This window comes from Bifidobacterium sp. LH_450, from assembly GCF_056356715.1.
In genome coordinates this window covers 14140-32497 of record NZ_JBKEUU010000003.1, presented here as the reverse complement: position 1 = coordinate 32497, position 18358 = coordinate 14140, and the positions used below count along the sequence as shown (strand labels likewise).

Sequence of the window (18358 nt, the reverse complement as noted above, 5' to 3'; positions counted from 1 at the left end):
GCAAGACGGTGCGCGTTCGGTACACTGGCGAACCATGAGCACACTGCCTCCGCGCGTCTCCTACGCGCACATGCTGGGAAAGCCGAATCCGAAGCACGTCGAAAGCCTGCTCGCGTTCTTCGAAAGCGGGGCGAGCATCGCGCCGCCCTACGGGTATGGCGTGGAAATCGAGCATCTGCCGGTGCATGACGGCGACGATACCGCCGTGACGTACTATGAGCCGAACGGTATCGAGACGCTGCTGATGGAGCTGCGCCGCTACTACGACCCCGAACGGGAGTACTGGGAGAACGGCCATCTGGTCGGGCTGGCGCGCGACGGCATTTCGGTGTCGCTCGAACCCGGCGGCCAGGTGGAGACGTCGATCGGCGTGCTCGCCGAGCCGGCGCAGCTGACCGAATACTACGGCCAGTTCCGCCGCGAAACCGACCCCATTCTCGAGCGGCTGGGCTTCCGCCTGGTGCATTACGGCTACCAGCCGAAGTCGCAGGCGCTCGACATCCCCGTCAACCCGAAGGCCCGCTACGACGCGATGACCGACTTCCTCGGCCGCATGGGGGAGTTCGGCCCGTGCATGATGCGCGCCTCCGCCTCCACGCAGGTGAGCATCGACTACGCCGACGAAGCCGACTCGATCGCCAAGCTGCGCATCGGCACCGCCATCGGGCCGATTCTCGCCTACTTCTTCCGCAACTCGCCGTATTTCGAGGGCGTCGAGAACCCGTGGCCCTTGCTGCGCCAGCGCATGTGGGACTACCTCGACTTCGGCCGCACGAACGTCATCCCCGGCCTGTTCGACCCGCGCTTCGGCTGGGAGGACTACGCCGTCGACGTGCTGTCGACGCCGATGATGTTCGCCGACCTGACGCATACGCCGGAAGCCGCCGGATTGCCGGAAAGCGAGCTGCACCGCGCGGCCTTCCGCGAGAACGCGGCGGAAATCTACCCCGACCGCAATCTCAATGAATACGAAATCAACCACGTGCTGTCGACGCATTTCAACGACGTGCGGCTGAAGAACTTCATCGAGCTGCGCCACTGGGATTCGCTGCCGGTCGAGCGCGCCGAACGGCTCACCGAAATCGTTGGCGCGCTGTTCTACGATCCGGCGAAGTTCGCCGACCTGTGCGCGTACTTCGACGGCGTGCGCGAAGCCGACGTGCTGGAAGCGAAGGCGACGCTGCAGGCCCGCGGCGCCGACGCGCAGCCGTACGGCAACCCGCTGGAATTCTGGCGCGAATTCCTCGGCGTCGAAGGAACGCTCTGTGACGTCCCCGGCGACCGGGCCCACCCCGACGTCTTCCAGCGCTGATTGTTCACCGTTGGCTATTTATGCTGTGAAACGCCCCTTCGGCGGGGAAGATGGAGAGCAAGGACATACGCTTTCCGTCTGAAGGGGCTCGCCATTTCGGCGCGCTGTGCGGAAGGCGCCGAAATGGAGGATACATACTATGGCACGTCCAAAGATTGCATTCGTTGAAAGCTCGCTGAAGGATGGTTCGTTCGAAGGCAAGATGGCCCGCGAGGCCATCGCCGCGCTCGGCGACCGCGTCGACGTCATCGAAGTCGACTATTCCGACCTGCCGATGATCAACATCGACGAGCCGTTCCCGGCTCCGGAAGCCGCGCTCGCCATCCGCGACAAGTTCGCCGAGGCCGACGGCGTGTGGGTGTTCACCACCAAGAACCACGAGGCCATGCCGGTCGCCGTCGCCAACCTGTTCAACTGGCTGACGATGCCGGAGGACCAGACCGTCAAGGACGGCCGCACCGTGCTGTTCCACAAGCCGGTCGCCATCACCGGCATCGGCGGCTTCGGCTCCATGATCGGCCGCGTCGAGCTGGGCAACCTGTTCGAAGCCAACGGCATGATCGTCTACCCGGTCGAAGTGGGCCTGTCCGTGCCGAAGGAAGCCTACGAAACTGGCGAGTGGGTCATGACCGAGTCCGACGTCCAGGCCATCCAGATGCAGGCCAACGGCTTCCTCGACTTCGTCGACCTCAACCGCCACGACGGCAAGCACCGCTGATCCTTGCCTGATAAGCAGCAGCCCCCGCATGCGCGGGGGCTTTTGCGTAGGGTGGGTGTGTTGCGGCTCTGGGGAGCCGTTCTGGGAAGAAAAGATTGCATATGCAACTGTTGCATATGCAATTGTTGTATGTGCACGGGTTTAGGCTGTGCCCTGCAAAGACCAGAAACGAAGAGGCATCATGCAAGGGCAAGAGAAACCGGAAGGTGAGTACCGGCCAAGCGTGCTGATCCGTTCGCTGCACAACCTGATCGGCCGCTACCTGAGCGTCACGACGCCGCAGGAAGCCCGCAGCCTGAGCGGCGCCAACATGCAGATCATCGTGTTTCTTGACAAGCACCCCGACGAGGAGATCTTCCAGAACGACATCGAACGGCGGTTCTCCATTACGCGTTCGACGGCGTCCCGGGTGCTGGGGCTGATGGAAAGCAAGGGGCTGATCGAGCGTCGTTCGGTGGAACGCGACGCGCGCCTCAAGCGCATCGTGCTGACCGACCAGGCCAAGTCGATCGCCCACCAGCTCGAAGACAACGCGGACCAGCTCGAAGACAAGCTGTTCGAAGGGTTCAGCGCCGAGGAACGGCGCATGTTCATCGACCAGCTGCTCGCCATGAAGCGCAACCTCCTCGAATCAGGGAAAATCGGCGCCGAGTGCGCCAGGCAAGTGAAGGACCACGAAGAAGAAAGGAAGAGGTATGAGTAGCGCAACCGTGCAGGGCGCCACCGGCCGCGGCCGGTCGGATGACGACCTTGCATTCGAAACCGACGAAGCGAACCTGCCCAAGGGCACGCCGGTCATCGGCACGCTGGCCAAATCGCTGCGCCAATACGCCAGGCCAAGCATCCTGTGCCCGTTGTTCGTCATCGTTGAAGGCGTCCTGGAAATCCTGATCCCGACGATCATGGCGACGCTGATCGACAAGGGCATCACGGGCCAGAACATGGGGGAGATCTGGAAGTACAGCGGGCTGCTGTTCGCCATGGCCTGCGTGTCCCTGGGCGCCGGCGTCATGGCCGGCCGCTACGCCGCCATCGGCTCGGCTGGCCTGGCGCAGAACCTGCGCCACGACGTGTTCAAGAAGGTGCAGTCCTACAGCTTCACGAACATCGACAAGTTCTCGACCGGCTCGATCATCACCCGCTCCACGACCGACGTGACGAACGTGCAGAACGCCTACCAGATGATCATCCGCGTCGGCGTGCGCGCCCCCGTCATGCTCATCGCCGCGTGGATCTTCGCGTTCCGCATCAGCCACAGCATCTCGATGGTGTTCCTGGCCTGCATCCCGGTGCTCGGAATCGGCCTGTGCGGCATGGCCTGGTACGTCCACCCGATCTTCGAGCGCGTGTTCCACACGTACGACCACCTCAACAACGTCGTCGACGAAAACCTGCAGGGCGTGCGCGTCGTCAAGAGCTACAACCGCGAAGAGCATGAAATCCACAAGTTCTCGAAGATCAGCCAGCGCATCTACAAGAACTTCGTCAAGGCCGAACGCTGCCTGTCGCTCAACTCGCCGCTGTTCAGCCTGTGCATGTACGTGTCGATGATCATGATCGCCTGGATCGGCGCCAAGCAGATCGTCGCCTCCGGCAACAACGCGGCCTACGGCATGACGGCCGGCGACCTGACGGCGCTGGTCACCTACGCGATGCAGATCATGATGGCGATGATGATGCTCTCGATGATCTTCGTCATGGTCATCATCTCGCGCGCCTCGGCCGAACGCATCACCGAAATCCTCATCGAGGAACCCACCGTCACCGACCCGGACAACGCGAAGACGGCCGTCAAGGACGGCTCGATCGACTTCGACCACGTATCGTTCCGCTATTCCGGCACTTCGGAGCGCCCGGTGCTCGACGACATCGACCTGCACATCAAGAGCGGCATGACCGTCGGCATCGTCGGCGGCACCGGCTCGGCCAAGTCGTCGCTCGTCCAGCTCATCCCCCGCCTGTACGACGTGACCGGCGGCTCGCTGGAAGTCGGCGGCCTCGACGTGCGCAAGTACGAGCTCGAATCGCTGCGCGACGAAGTGGCGATGGTGCTGCAGAAGAACGTGCTGTTCACCGGCACGATCAAGGACAACCTCAAGTGGGGCGACCCGAGCGCCACCGACGAGCAGATCGTGCACGCCTGCCAGCTCGCGCAGGCCGACGGCTTCATCCAGGAGTTCCCGAAGAAGTACGATACGTGGATCGAGGAAGGCGGCACGAACGTGTCCGGCGGCCAGCGCCAGCGCCTGTGCATCGCCCGCGCGCTGCTGAAGAAGCCGAAGATCCTGATCCTCGACGATTCGACGAGCGCCGTCGACACGAAGACCGACAAGCTCATCCGCGACGCGTTCCGCAACGAAATCCCCGACACGACGAAGATCATCATCGCCCAGCGCGTCGCTTCCGTGCAGGAATCCGACCTGATCGTCGTGCTGCACGAAGGCCGCATCCTCGACAAGGGCACGCATGAGGAGCTGCTCGAACGCTGCGAGGAATACCGCAGCATCTACGAGTCGCAGACCCAGGCGCACGAAACGCCCGACCTGGTCAAGGAAGCCGCCGACTGGCACGAACAGGAAGCCGAAGCCGCAGGGCTCAAGGCCTCCGATCTGGGCGAGGACGACGAATGCATTATCGAACCCGCGCCGAACGCGCCGAAGGAAGGCGCTTCGCACGACGTGAATCTCCTGGGAGGTGAAACCAAATGACCGCAACGGCACCCATGGCCGACGTCACCGATGAAGCGGTGCTCAACGACGCCGACCGCAACCCCGAACCGGACATGCGCGGGGGCACGCCCAAGCGCGACAAGATCGCGCCCGGCACCATCAAGCGCATCTTCGGGTACATTTTCCGCTACAAGTGGCATGTCATCGCCGTCATCGTCTGCATCCTGCTGGCGGCGGTCGCGCAGGCCGGCTCCTCGCTGTTCCTGCAGACGTTGATCGACAACTACATCCTGCCGCTCGTCGGCAAGGACCATCCGAACTGGACGCCGCTGATCGAGGCCCTCGTCATGATGGCGGTGCTCTACGCAGTCGGCACCGTCGCCCAGTGGCTCTACAGCTTCCTGCTCGTCACCGTCGAGCAGGGCACGCTCAAGGCCATCCGCGACGACATGTTCGCGCACCAGCAGACGCTGCCGATCCGCTACTTCGACACCCATGAGCATGGCGACATCATGAGCCGCTACACGAACGACACCGACACGCTGCGCCAGGCCATCTCGCAGAGCTTCCCGCAGATGTTCAGCTCGGCCATCACGGCCCTCACCGCGTTCATCTCGATCATGATGCTCTCGATCCCCTACGCCATCTTCATCCTGGTGTACGCGGGGCTCATGCTCATCGTCATCAAGGCGCTCGTGAGCCGCTCGGGCCGCTACTTCGTCAAGCAGCAGAAGGAGCTCGGCGACGTCAACGCGTTCGTCGAGGAGTCCGTCAACGGCCAGAAGGTCATCAAGGTCTTCAACCACGAGGACGCCACGCAGGCCCAGTTCGACGCGAAGAACGACGCGCTGTACGAGGCGAGCTCGAAGGCGAACATCTACGGCAACATCACGATGCCGGTCGTCGGCAACCTCGGCTACATCCTCTACGTCATCACGGCGCTGCTGTGCGGCGCCGCGGCGCTGGGCGGCTGGGGCAACTTCGGCTTCTCCGGCATCGGCTCGTTCACGCTCGGCACGACGATTTCGCTGCTGACCCTCTCGCGTTCGTTCACGAACCCGATCGGCCAGGTCTCGCAGCAGTTCAACATGGTGATGATGGCGCTCGCCGGCGCATCGCGCATCTTCGCGCTGATGGACGCGCCGAGCGAAACCGACAACGGCACCGTCACGCTCGTCAACGTCGAACTTGGGCCGGACGGCCGCACGATGAAGGAAGTTGACCATGTCACCGGCCACTGGGCATGGAAGCGCGAGCCCGGCGACGACGGCCGCCGCTCGATGGAATACGCCAGGACGCTCTCGCCGGCCGCCTACGAAGTGGCCAAGAAGGCGCGCGAACAGGCGATTACGTCGCCTGACGGACGCCTCACGCTTCTGCGCGGCGACGTGCGCTTCACCGACGTGACGTTCGGCTACACGCCGGACAAGGTCGTGCTGCACGACATCACCTGGTTCGCCAAGCCGGGCCAGAAGATGGCTCTGGTCGGCGCGACCGGCGCCGGCAAGACGACGATCACGAACCTGATCAACCGGTTCTACGACATCCAGTCGGGCATGATCCTCTACGACGGCATCAACGTCAACAACATCCGCAAGCCCGACCTGCGCCGTTCCCTGGGCATCGTGCTGCAGGACGTCAACCTGTTCACCGGCACCGTGATGAACAACATCCGCTACGGCAAGCTCGACGCGACCGACGAGGAGTGCATCGCCGCCGCGAAGCTCACCAACGCGGACGCGTTCATCCGCATGCTGCCCGACGGCTACAACACCGTGCTCAAGGGCGACGGCTCGGGCCTGAGCCAGGGCCAGCGCCAGCTGATCTCCATCGCGCGCGCCGCCGTGGCCAACACCCCGGCGATGATCCTCGACGAGGCCACCTCGTCGATCGATACCCGCACCGAGGAGGTCGTCCAGGCTGGCATGGACAACCTGATGAAGGGCCGCACCGTGTTCGTCATCGCCCACAGGCTTTCCACCGTGCGCAACTCCGACGTCATCATGGTCCTCGACCATGGCCGGATCATCGAGCGCGGCAGCCACGACGAGCTGATCGCCCAGCACGGCGAGTACTACCAGCTCTACACCGGCGCCGTCGAATTCGAGTAGCGCCATCCCCCAAGCCACGCCCCTTCCCGCGCCTTCGAGCAGCGCGGGGAGGGGCGTTTTTCTTCCTTTTCCTCTGTGAACGCAATCGGCTCCGGCGTGCTGTAATGGAATCAACGCAATGAACGGAAACGCCAGGCGCCCGTAAGCCTCGCAAGGTGCGGGGGAGGGCGTCGCCACACGTAAAGGACGGCATCATGGACAAGGAAGAATTCGAGGAAATGAAGGAACGCGTCGAGGCCCAGCACGCTGACTTCAAGAAGGGCATCGAGGACAAGATCGACGAGATCAAGCAGGCCAAGGAAGGCTGGGAGGACTCCCACGCCGAGGATTACGCGAAGCAGTACACCGCCGAGCGTGAGGAAACCCACCAGACCCACTGACCGGGCCTAGCTGAAGCGCTGACAGGCAGCCTCCGCTGAAGTGCGGCGGCATGCAGCGCCGGAAAATAGCAATCTTTGCCATATCGCAGTAGTCACGGGGCGCGCCATGTTCGCATGGCGTGCCCTTTTCGCATTTCATGGGCCCTCCCGCGCGCTATGTGCCGGGCCAAGGGAGGGGCGGAAAGCGGAGAGTCGGTTGACAATTTTTCCCCGGCCGAAAAAGAAAACCTCGGAAACGGCTAGAATCCGCCGTTTCCGAGGTTTACATTTCAAGGGAAGCGAAAAAGCTTGGACGTTTTCCGCGGTACCCCCGCAGAATCACCCGCGATATTCCCGCGGAACCGCCTGCGCAAGCTTCCCGCGAAGAACAATCAGTAGTCCCACATGTTGCGCTCGTCGGCGATCAGCGCCGCCTGCGCTTCGTGGTCGATCTTCTCCCGTTCGCGCTTGGGTTCGCCGAGCCGTTCACGCGCCGCCATCTCGGCTTCGCGCGCGGCCGCCGGCTTCTCCGTTTCCTTGACGATTTCGCGCAGCTCCTCAACGTTGACGTTGTCGAGGAAACCGTCGCCCTGTTCCTTCTGCTCTGCCATCTGAACCAATCCCTTCATGCTTGAAAAGCGGATAATGCTGTGTTTCCCCGTTACGCGACGCTGGAAGCCAGCGCCGAAATCTCAAAAAATCTCAAAAATCCTGAATAAAAGCCGCGCAACGCGCGGAAGGCGTCACTCCACTTCGCTCTTGCCGGAGCCCCAGGCGCGCGCTTCCTCGATGACGGCCTTCTCGCGGTCGTTGAGTTCGACGGAATCGGCCGCTTCCTCCGCGGACTTCTTCACCGCGTCGGTGAACGGCTTGGCCACGTCGGCCGGATCCTTGCCGGCGGTGACTTCGCGCGCCGCTTCCGTGCCCGCTTCCGGCTGGATCGTCTCGCGTACGATGTCGCCCAGTTCCTTCGCCTGCGCGTCCGTCAGATCCTGCAGATTCTCTTCGCTTGCCATCGCAAACTCCCTTCGCCAGTGCGTTTCCCACGCACGATTGCTCCGTTATGCGGCAGCCGGGGATGCGTCATTGCGGCGCACGGACCCCAACTTCCATGCCTGCTTCCAACTATAATTCCACAGGCGCTGTGAAAACGCCTGAAGCCGCCGTTCTTCGCCGCCAACGAAGCGTAACGTATGTCACTGTTGCGGCGCCGGTTCGGTGTAGTAGCCGCGCATCGCCGCGATCTGGCCGTCGCCTACGCCCAGCGCCTGCTGCACGTAGCCGAGCAGGCCGCCGTAGCGTTCCGTCGCCTCGAGGAACGAATCGAAATACTGCGGCGCGGCGACCAGGAACTGCTCGATGTCCAGCGACGCGCGCCCCGGCAGCGCGGCTTCCAGCGCCTCCACGACCTTCGGGGTGTCCTGCGCCATGTACAGGTTCGTTTGCAGGTAGTCGGCGCGGATCGTGTCGGTGTCGGCTCCAAGCGCGGCTTCGATCAGCGCCGCCGCGATGCCGGTGCGGTCCTTGCCCTGCGTACAGTGCCACAGGTAGGCGCCGGGGTGGCCGGCGACGAGGCTGAACAGCTTGCCCCAGCACGCCTTCGCGCTGTCATCTTCCGCCATCGCCGGATACAGCGCCGCCATGAACGTTCCCGGCTTCGCGAACATCCCCTCTATTTGAGATTTCGCGACTTGCGCTTCGTAGAACACCGGCGTTTCGTACAGCTTCCAGTTCGCGAGCAGCCGGTCCGGCTTGCCGTGGCGTTCCGGCAGCGTGCGCAGGTCGATGACCGCGCCGACCGGGTACGCGTTGATCCGCTCGCCGCCCACTTCGTCGCCGTTGCCAAGGCCGGCGTTCCGCAGCCGCTCGAGATCGGCGTCGCTCGCCGCGTGCAGGTCCGCGGACCGGAACAGCAGCCCCGGCTTGATCCGCCGGTTCCCTTCGGTCGGGATGCCGCCAAGGTCGCGGCAGTTTTCGATGGTGTCCAGCGGCAGTTTCGTCGAAATCGTTGCGTAATCCATGGCTTTCATTCTATGGAGGCCAAGATTGCGCCGGGGCACCTTTCCGCTCTCTGCGTCGCCTCCTCGCCGTTTTCCAAAAGACGGCGCTGCGCCGCCGTTTCGGGCGGGCGGTGTGGTAGATTGAGGGACGATATGAGCGACGATCCGTTATCAGCGGGGAGCTCCCGGAAGAACGGCGCCGCTGCGGCGCCCAGTAGAACCGGCGGGACCGGCCCGCATAGCCGGACTACAAGCGGTCGGCGCCACGGACGTTGCGTTCGGGGCCCGGCAAGCGAGGTGGTACCGCGGTGGCGGCAGCATAAGGCGTTGCCATCGTCCTCGTGTGGTTGAAACTAACGAAGCTAACGAGGAGCAACGGTGAGCGAAACCACCAATCATGTGTACCCGAAGGCCGCGGTCGGCGACAGCGCGGCGAACGTCACCCCAAGCCCGGATTTCCCGGAGCTGGAGAAGGCGACGCTGGAATACTGGGACGAGCACGACACGTTCCAGAACTCCATTTCTAGGAACCCGTCCGGCGAGAACAGCAACAACGAGTTCGTGTTCTTCGACGGTCCGCCGTTCGCCAACGGCCTGCCGCACTACGGGCATCTGCTGACCGGGTATGCGAAGGACGTCGTGCCGCGCTACCAGACGATGAAGGGGCGCCGCGTCAACCGCGTGTTCGGGTGGGATACGCACGGCCTGCCGGCCGAACTCGAGGCGCAGAAGGAGCTCGGCATCGACTCGGTCGACCAGATCGAGGAAATGGGCATCGACAAGTTCAACGCCGCCTGCCGCGGCTCGGTATTGAAGTACGTCAACGAATGGCGCGACTACGTGCACCGCCAGGCGCGCTGGGTGGATTTCGAGCACGGCTACAAGACGCTGGACATTCCGTACATGGAATCGGTGATGTGGGCGTTCAAGCAGCTGTACGACAAGGGGCTGGCGTATCAGGGCTACCGCGTGCTGCCGTACTGCCCGAAGGACCAGACGCCGCTTTCCGCGCACGAGCTGCGCATGGATGCCGACGTCTACCAGGACCGCCAGGACACCACCGTCTCCGTCGCCGTCAAGCTGCGCGACGAGGAGGACGCCTACCTGGTGTTCTGGACCACGACGCCGTGGACGGTGCCGACCAACTTCGCCATCGTCGTCGGCGCGGACATCGACTACGTCGAGGTGCGTCCGAAGGAAGGCAAGTTCGCCGGCAAGAAGTTCTATTTCGCCAAGCCTCTGCTCGGCTCCTATGGCAAGGAACTCGGCGAGGACTACGAGGTAGTCCGCGAGCTCAAGGGCTCCGAAATGGCCGGATGGCGCTACTGGCCGGTGTTCCCGTACTTCGCCGGGGATTCGAACGCTGTTGAAGGCGCGGTGCCGGGGCCGGAAGGCTTCCAGGTATTTACGGCGGATTACGTCGATACCGCCGAAGGCACCGGCCTGGTGCATCAGGCACCTTACGGCGAAGACGATATGAACACGCTCAATGCACACGGCATCAAGTCGACCGACGTGCTCGACGCAGGCTGCAAGTTCACCGCCGCGTGCCCGGACTACGAGGGCATGTACGTGTTCGACGCGAACCTGCCGATCCTGAGGAACCTTCGTGCAGGCGACGGGCCGCTCGCCTCGATTCCGGAAGACCATCGCGCGCTGCTGTTCCAGGAGAAGAGCTACGTGCACTCGTACCCGCACTGCTGGCGCTGCGGCACCCCGCTGATCTACAAGCCGGTGTCCAGCTGGTTCGTGTCGGTGACGAAGATCAAGCCGCGCCTGCTTGAGCTCAACCAGGAGATCAACTGGATTCCGGACAACGTCAAGGACGGCCAGTTCGGCAAGTGGCTTCAGAACGCGCGTGACTGGTCGATTTCGCGCAACCGCTTCTGGGGCTCGCCGATTCCGGTGTGGGTCTCCGACGACCCGAACCATCCGCGCGTCGACGTGTACGGATCGCTCGACCAATTGAAGGAAGACTTCGGCGACTACCCGCGCGACGACGACGGCAACATCAACATGCACCGTCCGTACATCGACCGGCTGACACGCCCGAACCCGGACGATCCGACCGGCAAGTCGACGATGCACCGCATCACCGACGTGCTCGACTGCTGGTTCGAATCCGGCTCGATGCCGTTCGCGCAGTACCACTACCCGTTCGAGAACAAGGAATACTTCGAGCAGCACTTCCCGAGCGACTTCATCGTCGAATACATCGGCCAGACGCGCGGCTGGTTCTACCTGCTGCACGTCATGGCGACGGCGCTGTTCGACAAGCCGGCGTTCAAGAACGTCATCTGCCACGGCATCGTGCTCGGCGACGACGGCCAGAAGATGAGCAAGCACCTGCGCAACTACCCGGACGTCAACGGCGTGTTCGACAAGTACGGTTCGGACGCGATGCGCTGGTTCCTGATGAGCTCGCCGATCCTGCGCGGCGGCAACCTCATCGTGACCGAGGACGGCATCCGCGACACCGTGCGCCAGATCATGCTGCCGGTGTGGAGCGTGTACTACTTCTTCACGCTGTACGCCAACGCGGCGAACGGCGGCGCCGGCTACGACGCGCGCAAGCTCAAGCCGGAAGAGGTGCCGGGGCTTGACGAGATGGACCGCTACCTGCTGGCCCGCACGCGCAAGCTCATCGCCGAAGTGACGGCCGACCTCGACGCGTTCGCCATCGCCGACGCGTGCGGCGTCGTCGCGGACTTCATCGACATGCTGACGAACTGGTACATCCGCAATTCGCGCGACCGCTTCTGGAACGAGGACGAGAGCGCGTTCAACACGCTGTACACGGTCCTCGAGGCGTTCATGCGCGTGCTGGCGCCGCTCGCCCCGATGGAAGCCGAAGCCGTCTGGCGGGGCCTGACCGGCGGCGAATCGGTGCATCTGGGCGACTGGCCGTACCTCAACGATCCTCAAACCGGCGACGAAACGGAACTCGGCCGCGTGCTGGCCGACGACGTCGAACTGGTCAACGCGATGGAGAAGGTACGCGAAATCGTTTCCGGCGCCCTCTCGCTGCGCAAGGCCAAGCAGATGCGCGTACGGCAGCCGCTGGCTGCCATGACGGTAGTCGTCGCCGAACCCTCGCAGGTCGACGGATACGACGAGCTGCTCAAGAGCGAGCTGAATCTCAAGTCGATCGACTACATCACGCTGGAACAGGCAGCCGACCACGGGCTGAAGATCATCGACGAACTCAAGGTGAACGCCCGCGCCGCCGGCCCGCGCCTCGGCAAGAAGGTGCAGTTCGCCATCAAGGCGTCGAAGAGCGGCGACTGGCATGTCGACGTGGAGACCGGCAAGCCGGTCGTGCACACGCCGGAAGGCGACATCATGCTGGAAGGTGGCGAATACGACCTGACGAAGCGCGTGGAGGAAGCGGACGCCGCGGCGGCGAAGAACACCGCGACGACGATCCTGCCGACCGGCGGGTTCCTGATCCTCGATCTGGCGCTGAGCGACGATCTGGTCGCCGAAGGCTACGCGCGTGACGTCATCCGCGCCGTGCAGGATGCGCGCAAGGCCGCGGGGCTCGACGTGTCCGACCGCATCGAGCTGACGCTCGGCGTGCCGGCCGACGATGTCGCCAAGGTCGAGCAGTTCAAGCAGCTCATCGCCGACGAAACGCTCGCCACCGGCATCCAGATCAAGCCGGCCGACAAGCTGGACGTCCAGGTGGCGAAGGCCTGAGCGGCTGGCTTTATTGGCCCCGCTTTAAAAACTGAACGGAGCCGGCAAGCTGGCCCTGCGCAACGCAGCCTAGCTTGTCGCCTTCCCGGCTCCCGCCCAAGTGGTGGGAGCTTTTTCGTTTCCTCCGGGCAATCGATTTGGGCGGTAAATTGAAGGCTCAGGCGCGCGCAAAGTCGCTAAAACACAAGCAGGCGGGAATCGACGAAAGGAGGACGAAATGAAGCTTACGTACCCCATCGTGCTGGAACCGTTTGAAGAAGGTGACGACGGCTATACGGTTACCGCACCGGACATGCCGGGCTTGGTGACTTTTGGCTAGACGCTTGACGAAGCGTTGGAAATGGCGGTAGATGCGGCGAGCGGCTGGGTGCTCACGGAACTCGAAGACGGCAACCGCGCGCCTAAGGCTACCCCTCTTCTGGAAGTCAAGCCGGAAAAAGAGGGCGATCTCGTCACCCTTACCCTCCTCGACATGGATGCCTATGCAGCTAGGTACGGGAAGAGGGCCGTGTAAAAGAACGTCGCGGTGGCCGCCGGATGCGTCCAAGTGTGGCGTGCCATATGCGGTCAGCCCTCGACCATTTTTACGTAGGCAATCCTATCGTTGCCTACGCGCAGCACGGTTGCGCAGCCGGTTGCGTACACCTCGGTGTTCGCGGGCAGTTGGGTGGCCGTCCAGTCGTCAAATGTGGTTGTACTGGTTGCGATGATGGAACCGATCTTCTCTCGTACGTCATCGGCGCCATCCGGCAACGCTGCGGGATCTTCGGCGCGCATCCAGACCGCTTGATCCGCAATGAGATAGTCGGCATTGGGGTCGTCTTGCAGCAATTCCAGTGGGTGAACGCCGGTATTCTCGGCGATTTCCGCTGCCTGGTTTTCGCTCGAGGGAAGCGAGGAACTTTGCGACTGTCCGCAGCCAGCGGCCAGTCCCACCGCGGCGATTAGCGCAGCTGCTGCCATCCAACGCCGTCGTCGAAGAGCCTTCACACCGAATCCCTTCCGTTCAGTAAAGCTTTCCACCATCATATCCTTGTGCATCCGAGTGCGACGCCGCCTTGGGGTCGGCAGAATTCATGCCGGCAATAAATCCCATATGGCTTGAGATAGCGAAGCGTTCTCTAGTGTGAAAAATCAGAATCGCTAGCGGGAAAGGGTAGCTGCCTGCGTTTCCTGCGCTACCCGTACGCGCCAGTTTAAGGCGTTGCGGATGTTGGCGATGCGCTGGTCGGCGAGCAGTCCGGAAGTTGACAGACGGTGGGCAACGTCGTCGGGCCAATCATGCAGGCAAGTCAAATCAAACCGGGACCAGTCTTGGATAAGGCCTAGATGGCGCCGTGCGCTGCCGTGCTCGCTCGCCTGAAAGAACGGCTTGGCGGCATATTCGCGGTTGTCGACGGTGAATTCGCCGGTCCACAGCGACTGGCCGTTGTCGAAGAGCGGCGCGGGGCGCACTTCAAGCGTCTCGACGTCGCGGATGAGCCCGAAATTGCGCCAGTGCCGGTCCGTGTTGCGCAGCAGCCAGTCTACGAGCAGCATGCCGTCGGCGGCGGCTGCAATCTGCGCAAGGACGGGAGCGGCAGCGTCCGGCTGGAGCTGGCAGTGGCGGGTGAGGAATATCCGGCACGATTCATGCCACTGGTCGCGCAGGCCGAGCCGGTTGTTCCGTTTCACGGTTTCCAGCACGTCGAATACGGGGATGAGTTCCTCGCGGTCCGTGAGCATGTCTGGGCAGATGGAGACGAGCCGGTTGTCGGCAACGGCAAGCGAGTATGGAACCGCGGCGATGCCGAGCCGTTCGCACAGATGCGTGGCGATGAGTTCGTTGAGCGGCTCCTGGCCGGAGCGGCCGGCCTTGATCAGCAGGCGCTCGCCGCCGTTAATCGTCCAGCGTTTCGGCAAATCGCCGCCGGTCGATGCGTCCGGCGCGTCGAAATCAACGCGGGCCGACGACGATACCTGCGTGAGCAGCAGCTCTCCGAGCGCGGCAGGGAACGGGTTGTCGAAGAAGTTGCGGGTATGCCAGATTTGTGCGACGGCATCATAGTCGATGGCAATCTCGTTCAGCTCAGCGGAACGATTTTCGGCGCTGGAACTGCTGGCAGGTGTCCGTATGGCGCCATCATCAGCGGTCGTTACCCAATACTGGTCGGATAGCGAAAACGCATGCGTCTGCGCCAAAAGCTGGGCGGTGGAGGCGAGGCCGAGATCGTCGAGCACGCGCCGGATACCGTCGCGGGACGGCGGTACCGCACGGCTGCGCCACCATGCGTCGATCTGTTTGGCGTATACGGCCGGCTTGCCATGCGACGTGAACGCAAGCGGAAGACGCTCACAGTCGAGCACTCGCCCCGAGCCTTGCGCGCGCCCCGTGCGCTCGTCCCAGTAAAAGGCAAGCACCGGCACGGTACGGCATACCAGGAGCCGTGTCTGCAGATGCGACGACCCAGTGCTCAACACCGCTCCTTCCCATTCCGGCAACGCGCTTCAGCAACGCAAGCGAACGATATACAACGTATGCGCCCAAGTATAGTGAAACTAAACTTGGGCGCACAATGCGGTGGCGAAAGCTCCGGCGCTATGCGGCTCAGGCGGCCTCAAGCTTCCGGGCCGGCTGGGCGCCATGGCGCAGATGGCGGGCGTGGGGCTTGCGGAAGCCGAGGGCGGCGAGGATGAAGAAGGCCACGATGAACGCCCAGACGACGGCGAAGTCGTCCCAGATCCTGTCGAATCCCCAGCCGCGCAGCATGATGTCGCGCAGCGCGTTGACCCCGTACGTTACCGGCATGCAGTTGCCGAGCACCTGCATCCAGCGCGGCGCCGTCGACAGGTCGAACAGGCCGCACAGCAGGATCTGCGGGACGACGAACAGCAGCATCAGCTGGATGACCTGGAACGCGCTCGACGCCAGCCCCGACACGAGCAGGCCGAGCGTGACCGACACCATCGCCATCGACACCGTCATCAGTATGACGAGCCCCACGTTGCCTTCGTTGGGGAAGCCGATGAACGTCAGCGCGACGAACAGGATCACGGCCGACTGCACGCACGCGAGCAGACCGAACCCGATGACGTAGCCGCCGAGGATTTCCGCGGGGCGGATCGGCGTGGCCAGGAACCGCTGCATCGTGCCGGCGCTGCGTTCGTTGACCAGCGACATGCCGCTGGTGAGGAACGTGAACAGGAAGATGAAGATGCCGATGAACACGGGCCCGTAATAATCGAACATCCTCCAGTCCTTGTTGCCGTGCAGGTACGTCGTTTCGACGCCGCTGATATCCGACAGCGAAGCGGCATCCAGCAGGTCGCCGTTGATCGATAGCCCGGAAATGCCGGCTGCCACGCCGGTCACGGCCAGCGTTTTGCCCAGCTCGTCGAGCTGTCCCTTGAGCTCTTCAAGATTCGCCTCCATCTTTTCCGAGGCTTCCTTCTGCACCTCCTCCAGCGCCTTGGTGGCGACCTGCGCCACGGCGGCCGTCTTCGTCGAGTCCGAACCTTCCGCCCAGATGTCGAGCGTCGTGCCGTCCATGCGCAGCACGGCGTCGACGTCGCCATCGTCGAGCATCTGCGCGGCCTGCGCTTTGGAAACGTTGTCAATTGCCGCATCCTGCTTGTCCAGCGCCTTTTGGAACGACGCCGGCAGGTCGACGGTGGCGATTTTCGGCGCGTACGAATCGGCGCCCAGCAGCACGCTCAGCAGCCACAGGACGATGAGCGGCGCGATGAACAGCAGCACCATCGTGCGCTTGTCGTGCAGGAACTGTTCGAGGATGCGGCGAGCCACGGCCCACGTGCGTTTCATTGGTCTTCTCCCTTCTTCGTATGGCTGTCGCTGCCGGCTTCGGGCGTGCCAGCGGTTGCTGCGGCCCGCTGGGAACCGTCGAGAACGAGGAACGCTTCATCGAGATTCGCGGCGCCCGTTTCGCTCAGGATCTGCTTCGGGGGCGCCATCGCGATGATCCTGCCGCCATTGAGCATGGCGATTTCGTTGCAGCGTTCCGCTTCGTCCATCACGTGCGTGGTCACCAGCAGCGTCTTGCCTGCGGCGGCCATGTCGCGGAACGTGTTCCAGATGGCGATGCGGTGGTCCGGATCGAGGCCCACCGTCGGCTCGTCGAGCACGAGCAGCCCGGGGTCGTGCAGCATCGCCGCGGCCAGCGACAGCCGCCGCTGCATGCCGCCCGAATAGTCGCCCACCAGCTTCTTGCGGTGCTCCTCGAGCCGGGCAAACGCGAACATCTCGTCGATGCGCTCGTCCAGCCGCTTGCCGCCCAGGCCGTTCATCTTGCCGAAGAAGCGCAGGTTCTCCTCGGCGGAGATGTCGTTGTAGAGCGCCTCGTCCTGCGGCATGTAGCCGATCTTGCTGCGCACGTGCCGGTACGGGGCCTGTTCGCCCATCACCGTCACCGTGCCGGCTACCGGCACCGCGTTGCCCATCACCAGGTCGACCATCGTCGTCTTGCCGGCGCCACTGGGGCCGAGCAGGCACAGGATGTGCCCGCGCGGAACCTCGAGATTCACGCCGTCCAGCACGCGTTTGCGGCGGTCGGCAAACGGCGTGCGCCTTCCGTAGCTTTGCACGACGTCGCTGAACCGGACCATCGGTTCTCCGGAAACGTTTTCCGCCATGCTTCCTCCCTTGAATCTTGGAAAAACTTCTTGCCGGCCTGCAATCGTTTCCCAATCTTATGGAAGCGCGGGCGGCGCGGCTATGGCCGGTTTTCAAAAAAGCGGCCAATGGACAGTCGGCGCGGTGGCCGACAATAGGGAGCCAGACAGCGCAACCAAGGAAAGGGGAGCGGCGATGGCGGAACGGGAGGGCGGGCCCCAACGGCTGCGGACGGCGTTCTGGACGCTGCTGGAGCAGCGCAGCTACGCGGCGATAACGGTGCGCGACGTCGTGCGCGTCGCCAATCTCAATAAAAACACCTTCTATTACCATTACGGAACGCTTGACGACCTCGCCGCCGACGCGCTCGCGCACAACGTGCCCGTCGAGGTCTTCTCCGTCGTGCTGCGCCGGCTGATGACCGGGCAGCCCAGCAGCGACGCGCTCGCGGCGCTGCGGGACCGCGAACTCGCCGGAGATTTCCCGCAGCGCTACCACCGGCTGATGCTCGCCGTGGGCGACCATACGTCGCCGGCGCTGCTCGACATCATCAAAACGACGATGCTGGCGCAATGGGGAGCGCTGCTCGGCGTCGACCTGAACAATCTCGGGGAGGAATCGACGCTCGCCATGGATTTCCTGTTCGGCGGCATCACGGCGATGCTCAACCACTACGCGCGGCGGGAGCGCGAGGGGAAGCTGGCGTCCAGCGGCCTTGATTCGGCGTTCTTCGCGCGGCTGAGCGAGGCGTTGCCGCCGGTCATCTGGCAGACGCTTCGGGAAGACGGCGTCGCGCTGCCGGCGTCGGCTGCCGTTCCGGGGAAGTAACGCCGCCGGGGCGCCGGAATGTTGCTAGGATGGGCGTAACACAAGGGGGTGCG

The 18358-nt window shown here is 63.6% G+C and carries 17 protein-coding genes; 10 read left to right on the top strand and 7 right to left on the bottom strand.

The genetic code is table 11. From position 1 onward, the window contains the following. The first annotated feature begins 34 nt into the window (after window positions 1-34). The 6 genes from AC1AXT_RS05035 (at window position 35) to AC1AXT_RS05010 (ending at window position 7190) form a co-directional block, all read left to right on the top strand. Window positions 35-1312 (top strand): glutamate-cysteine ligase family protein, encoded by a 1278-nt coding sequence (locus tag AC1AXT_RS05035; protein WP_476541261.1) that lies wholly within the window; start codon window positions 35-37, stop codon window positions 1310-1312. 139 nt (window positions 1313-1451) lie between these two features. Next, complete coding sequence (locus AC1AXT_RS05030) at window positions 1452-2030, top strand: NADPH-dependent FMN reductase (protein ID WP_476541259.1); 579 nt, start codon at window positions 1452-1454, stop codon at window positions 2028-2030. A gap of 181 nt (window positions 2031-2211) precedes the next feature. Then, window positions 2212-2733: a MarR family winged helix-turn-helix transcriptional regulator gene (locus AC1AXT_RS05025; RefSeq protein WP_476541257.1), complete on the top strand. Its 522-nt coding sequence runs from the start codon at window positions 2212-2214 to the stop codon at window positions 2731-2733. Further along, window positions 2726-4738: an ABC transporter ATP-binding protein gene (locus AC1AXT_RS05020; protein WP_476541256.1), complete on the top strand. Its 2013-nt coding sequence runs from the start codon at window positions 2726-2728 to the stop codon at window positions 4736-4738. Before AC1AXT_RS05025 ends, AC1AXT_RS05020 begins: the two co-directional genes overlap by 8 nt. After that, window positions 4735-6810 (top strand): ABC transporter ATP-binding protein, encoded by a 2076-nt coding sequence (locus tag AC1AXT_RS05015; RefSeq protein ID WP_476541254.1) that lies wholly within the window; start codon window positions 4735-4737, stop codon window positions 6808-6810. The genes AC1AXT_RS05020 and AC1AXT_RS05015 overlap by 4 nt, the downstream gene beginning before the upstream one ends. 194 nt (window positions 6811-7004) lie before the next feature. Continuing rightward, complete coding sequence (locus AC1AXT_RS05010; protein WP_476541252.1) at window positions 7005-7190, top strand: hypothetical protein; 186 nt, start codon at window positions 7005-7007, stop codon at window positions 7188-7190. 371 nt (window positions 7191-7561) lie between these two features. Here the strand turns inward: AC1AXT_RS05010 and AC1AXT_RS05005 are convergent, their stop codons facing one another. The 3 genes from AC1AXT_RS05005 to AC1AXT_RS04995 form a co-directional block, all read right to left on the bottom strand. Continuing rightward, a complete protein-coding gene (locus AC1AXT_RS05005; protein WP_476541250.1) occupies window positions 7562-7780 on the bottom strand; it encodes a hypothetical protein in 219 nt (72 codons plus the stop codon). Between the two features lie 132 nt (window positions 7781-7912). Next, window positions 7913-8185 (bottom strand): hypothetical protein, encoded by a 273-nt coding sequence (locus AC1AXT_RS05000; protein WP_476541249.1) that lies wholly within the window; start codon window positions 8183-8185, stop codon window positions 7913-7915. Between the two features lie 180 nt (window positions 8186-8365). Next, complete coding sequence (locus tag AC1AXT_RS04995; protein ID WP_476541247.1) at window positions 8366-9190, bottom strand: tyrosine-protein phosphatase; 825 nt, start codon at window positions 9188-9190, stop codon at window positions 8366-8368. A 357-nt stretch (window positions 9191-9547) separates the two neighbouring features. Here AC1AXT_RS04995 and ileS point away from each other — a divergent pair, with 357 nt between their 5' ends. The 3 genes from ileS (at window position 9548) to AC1AXT_RS04980 (ending at window position 13382) form a co-directional block, all read left to right on the top strand. After that, entirely contained in the window at window positions 9548-12868 is a 3321-nt protein-coding gene (ileS, locus tag AC1AXT_RS04990; RefSeq protein ID WP_476541245.1) for a mupirocin-resistant isoleucine--tRNA ligase, read from the top strand. Window positions 12869-13085: 217 nt separating this feature from the next. Further along, window positions 13086-13187: a type II toxin-antitoxin system HicB family antitoxin gene (locus AC1AXT_RS04985; protein ID WP_476541243.1), complete on the top strand. Its 102-nt coding sequence runs from the start codon at window positions 13086-13088 to the stop codon at window positions 13185-13187. 21 nt (window positions 13188-13208) lie between these two features. Next, window positions 13209-13382: a hypothetical protein gene (locus tag AC1AXT_RS04980; RefSeq protein WP_476541241.1), complete on the top strand. Its 174-nt coding sequence runs from the start codon at window positions 13209-13211 to the stop codon at window positions 13380-13382. Between the two features lie 53 nt (window positions 13383-13435). Here the strand turns inward: AC1AXT_RS04980 and AC1AXT_RS04975 are convergent, their stop codons facing one another. From AC1AXT_RS04975 to AC1AXT_RS04960, 4 genes are all read right to left on the bottom strand, one after another. Further along, window positions 13436-13897: a hypothetical protein gene (locus AC1AXT_RS04975; RefSeq protein ID WP_476541239.1), complete on the bottom strand. Its 462-nt coding sequence runs from the start codon at window positions 13895-13897 to the stop codon at window positions 13436-13438. A gap of 114 nt (window positions 13898-14011) precedes the next feature. Then, window positions 14012-15325 carry a HipA domain-containing protein gene (locus tag AC1AXT_RS04970; RefSeq protein ID WP_476541237.1) on the bottom strand — a complete coding sequence of 438 codons (1314 nt, stop codon included), beginning with the start codon at window positions 15323-15325 and terminating at the stop codon, window positions 14012-14014. A gap of 130 nt (window positions 15326-15455) precedes the next feature. Beyond that, a complete protein-coding gene (locus AC1AXT_RS04965) occupies window positions 15456-16670 on the bottom strand; it encodes an ABC transporter permease (RefSeq protein ID WP_476541235.1) in 1215 nt (404 codons plus the stop codon). Next, a complete protein-coding gene (locus AC1AXT_RS04960) occupies window positions 16667-17497 on the bottom strand; it encodes an ABC transporter ATP-binding protein (protein ID WP_476541234.1) in 831 nt (276 codons plus the stop codon). The genes AC1AXT_RS04965 and AC1AXT_RS04960 overlap by 4 nt, the downstream gene beginning before the upstream one ends. 175 nt (window positions 17498-17672) lie before the next feature. Here AC1AXT_RS04960 and AC1AXT_RS04955 point away from each other — a divergent pair, with 175 nt between their 5' ends. After that, window positions 17673-18305 (top strand): TetR/AcrR family transcriptional regulator, encoded by a 633-nt coding sequence (locus AC1AXT_RS04955; protein ID WP_476541232.1) that lies wholly within the window; start codon window positions 17673-17675, stop codon window positions 18303-18305. Window positions 18306-18358: the final 53 nt, after the last annotated feature.

What these genes read in the sequence shown, in the direction of transcription:
- AC1AXT_RS04965 (WP_476541235.1), bottom strand. Translation starts at nt 16,670, where the DNA reads ATGAAACGCACGTGGGCCGTGGCTCGCCGCATCCTCGAACAGTTCCTG.
- AC1AXT_RS05015 (WP_476541254.1), top strand. Translation starts at nt 4,735, where the DNA reads ATGACCGCAACGGCACCCATGGCCGACGTCACCGATGAAGCGGTGCTC.
- AC1AXT_RS04955 (WP_476541232.1), top strand. Translation starts at nt 17,673, where the DNA reads ATGGCGGAACGGGAGGGCGGGCCCCAACGGCTGCGGACGGCGTTCTGG.
- AC1AXT_RS04995 (WP_476541247.1), bottom strand. Translation starts at nt 9,190, where the DNA reads ATGGATTACGCAACGATTTCGACGAAACTGCCGCTGGACACCATCGAA.
- AC1AXT_RS05005 (WP_476541250.1), bottom strand. Translation starts at nt 7,780, where the DNA reads ATGGCAGAGCAGAAGGAACAGGGCGACGGTTTCCTCGACAACGTCAAC.
- AC1AXT_RS05025 (WP_476541257.1), top strand. Translation starts at nt 2,212, where the DNA reads ATGCAAGGGCAAGAGAAACCGGAAGGTGAGTACCGGCCAAGCGTGCTG.
- AC1AXT_RS05035 (WP_476541261.1), top strand. Translation starts at nt 35, where the DNA reads ATGAGCACACTGCCTCCGCGCGTCTCCTACGCGCACATGCTGGGAAAG.
- AC1AXT_RS05020 (WP_476541256.1), top strand. Translation starts at nt 2,726, where the DNA reads ATGAGTAGCGCAACCGTGCAGGGCGCCACCGGCCGCGGCCGGTCGGAT.
- AC1AXT_RS04960 (WP_476541234.1), bottom strand. Translation starts at nt 17,497, where the DNA reads ATGGCGGAAAACGTTTCCGGAGAACCGATGGTCCGGTTCAGCGACGTC.
- AC1AXT_RS05000 (WP_476541249.1), bottom strand. Translation starts at nt 8,185, where the DNA reads ATGGCAAGCGAAGAGAATCTGCAGGATCTGACGGACGCGCAGGCGAAG.
- AC1AXT_RS04985 (WP_476541243.1), top strand. Translation starts at nt 13,086, where the DNA reads ATGAAGCTTACGTACCCCATCGTGCTGGAACCGTTTGAAGAAGGTGAC.
- AC1AXT_RS05010 (WP_476541252.1), top strand. Translation starts at nt 7,005, where the DNA reads ATGGACAAGGAAGAATTCGAGGAAATGAAGGAACGCGTCGAGGCCCAG.
- AC1AXT_RS05030 (WP_476541259.1), top strand. Translation starts at nt 1,452, where the DNA reads ATGGCACGTCCAAAGATTGCATTCGTTGAAAGCTCGCTGAAGGATGGT.
- AC1AXT_RS04980 (WP_476541241.1), top strand. Translation starts at nt 13,209, where the DNA reads ATGGCGGTAGATGCGGCGAGCGGCTGGGTGCTCACGGAACTCGAAGAC.
- AC1AXT_RS04975 (WP_476541239.1), bottom strand. Translation starts at nt 13,897, where the DNA reads ATGATGGTGGAAAGCTTTACTGAACGGAAGGGATTCGGTGTGAAGGCT.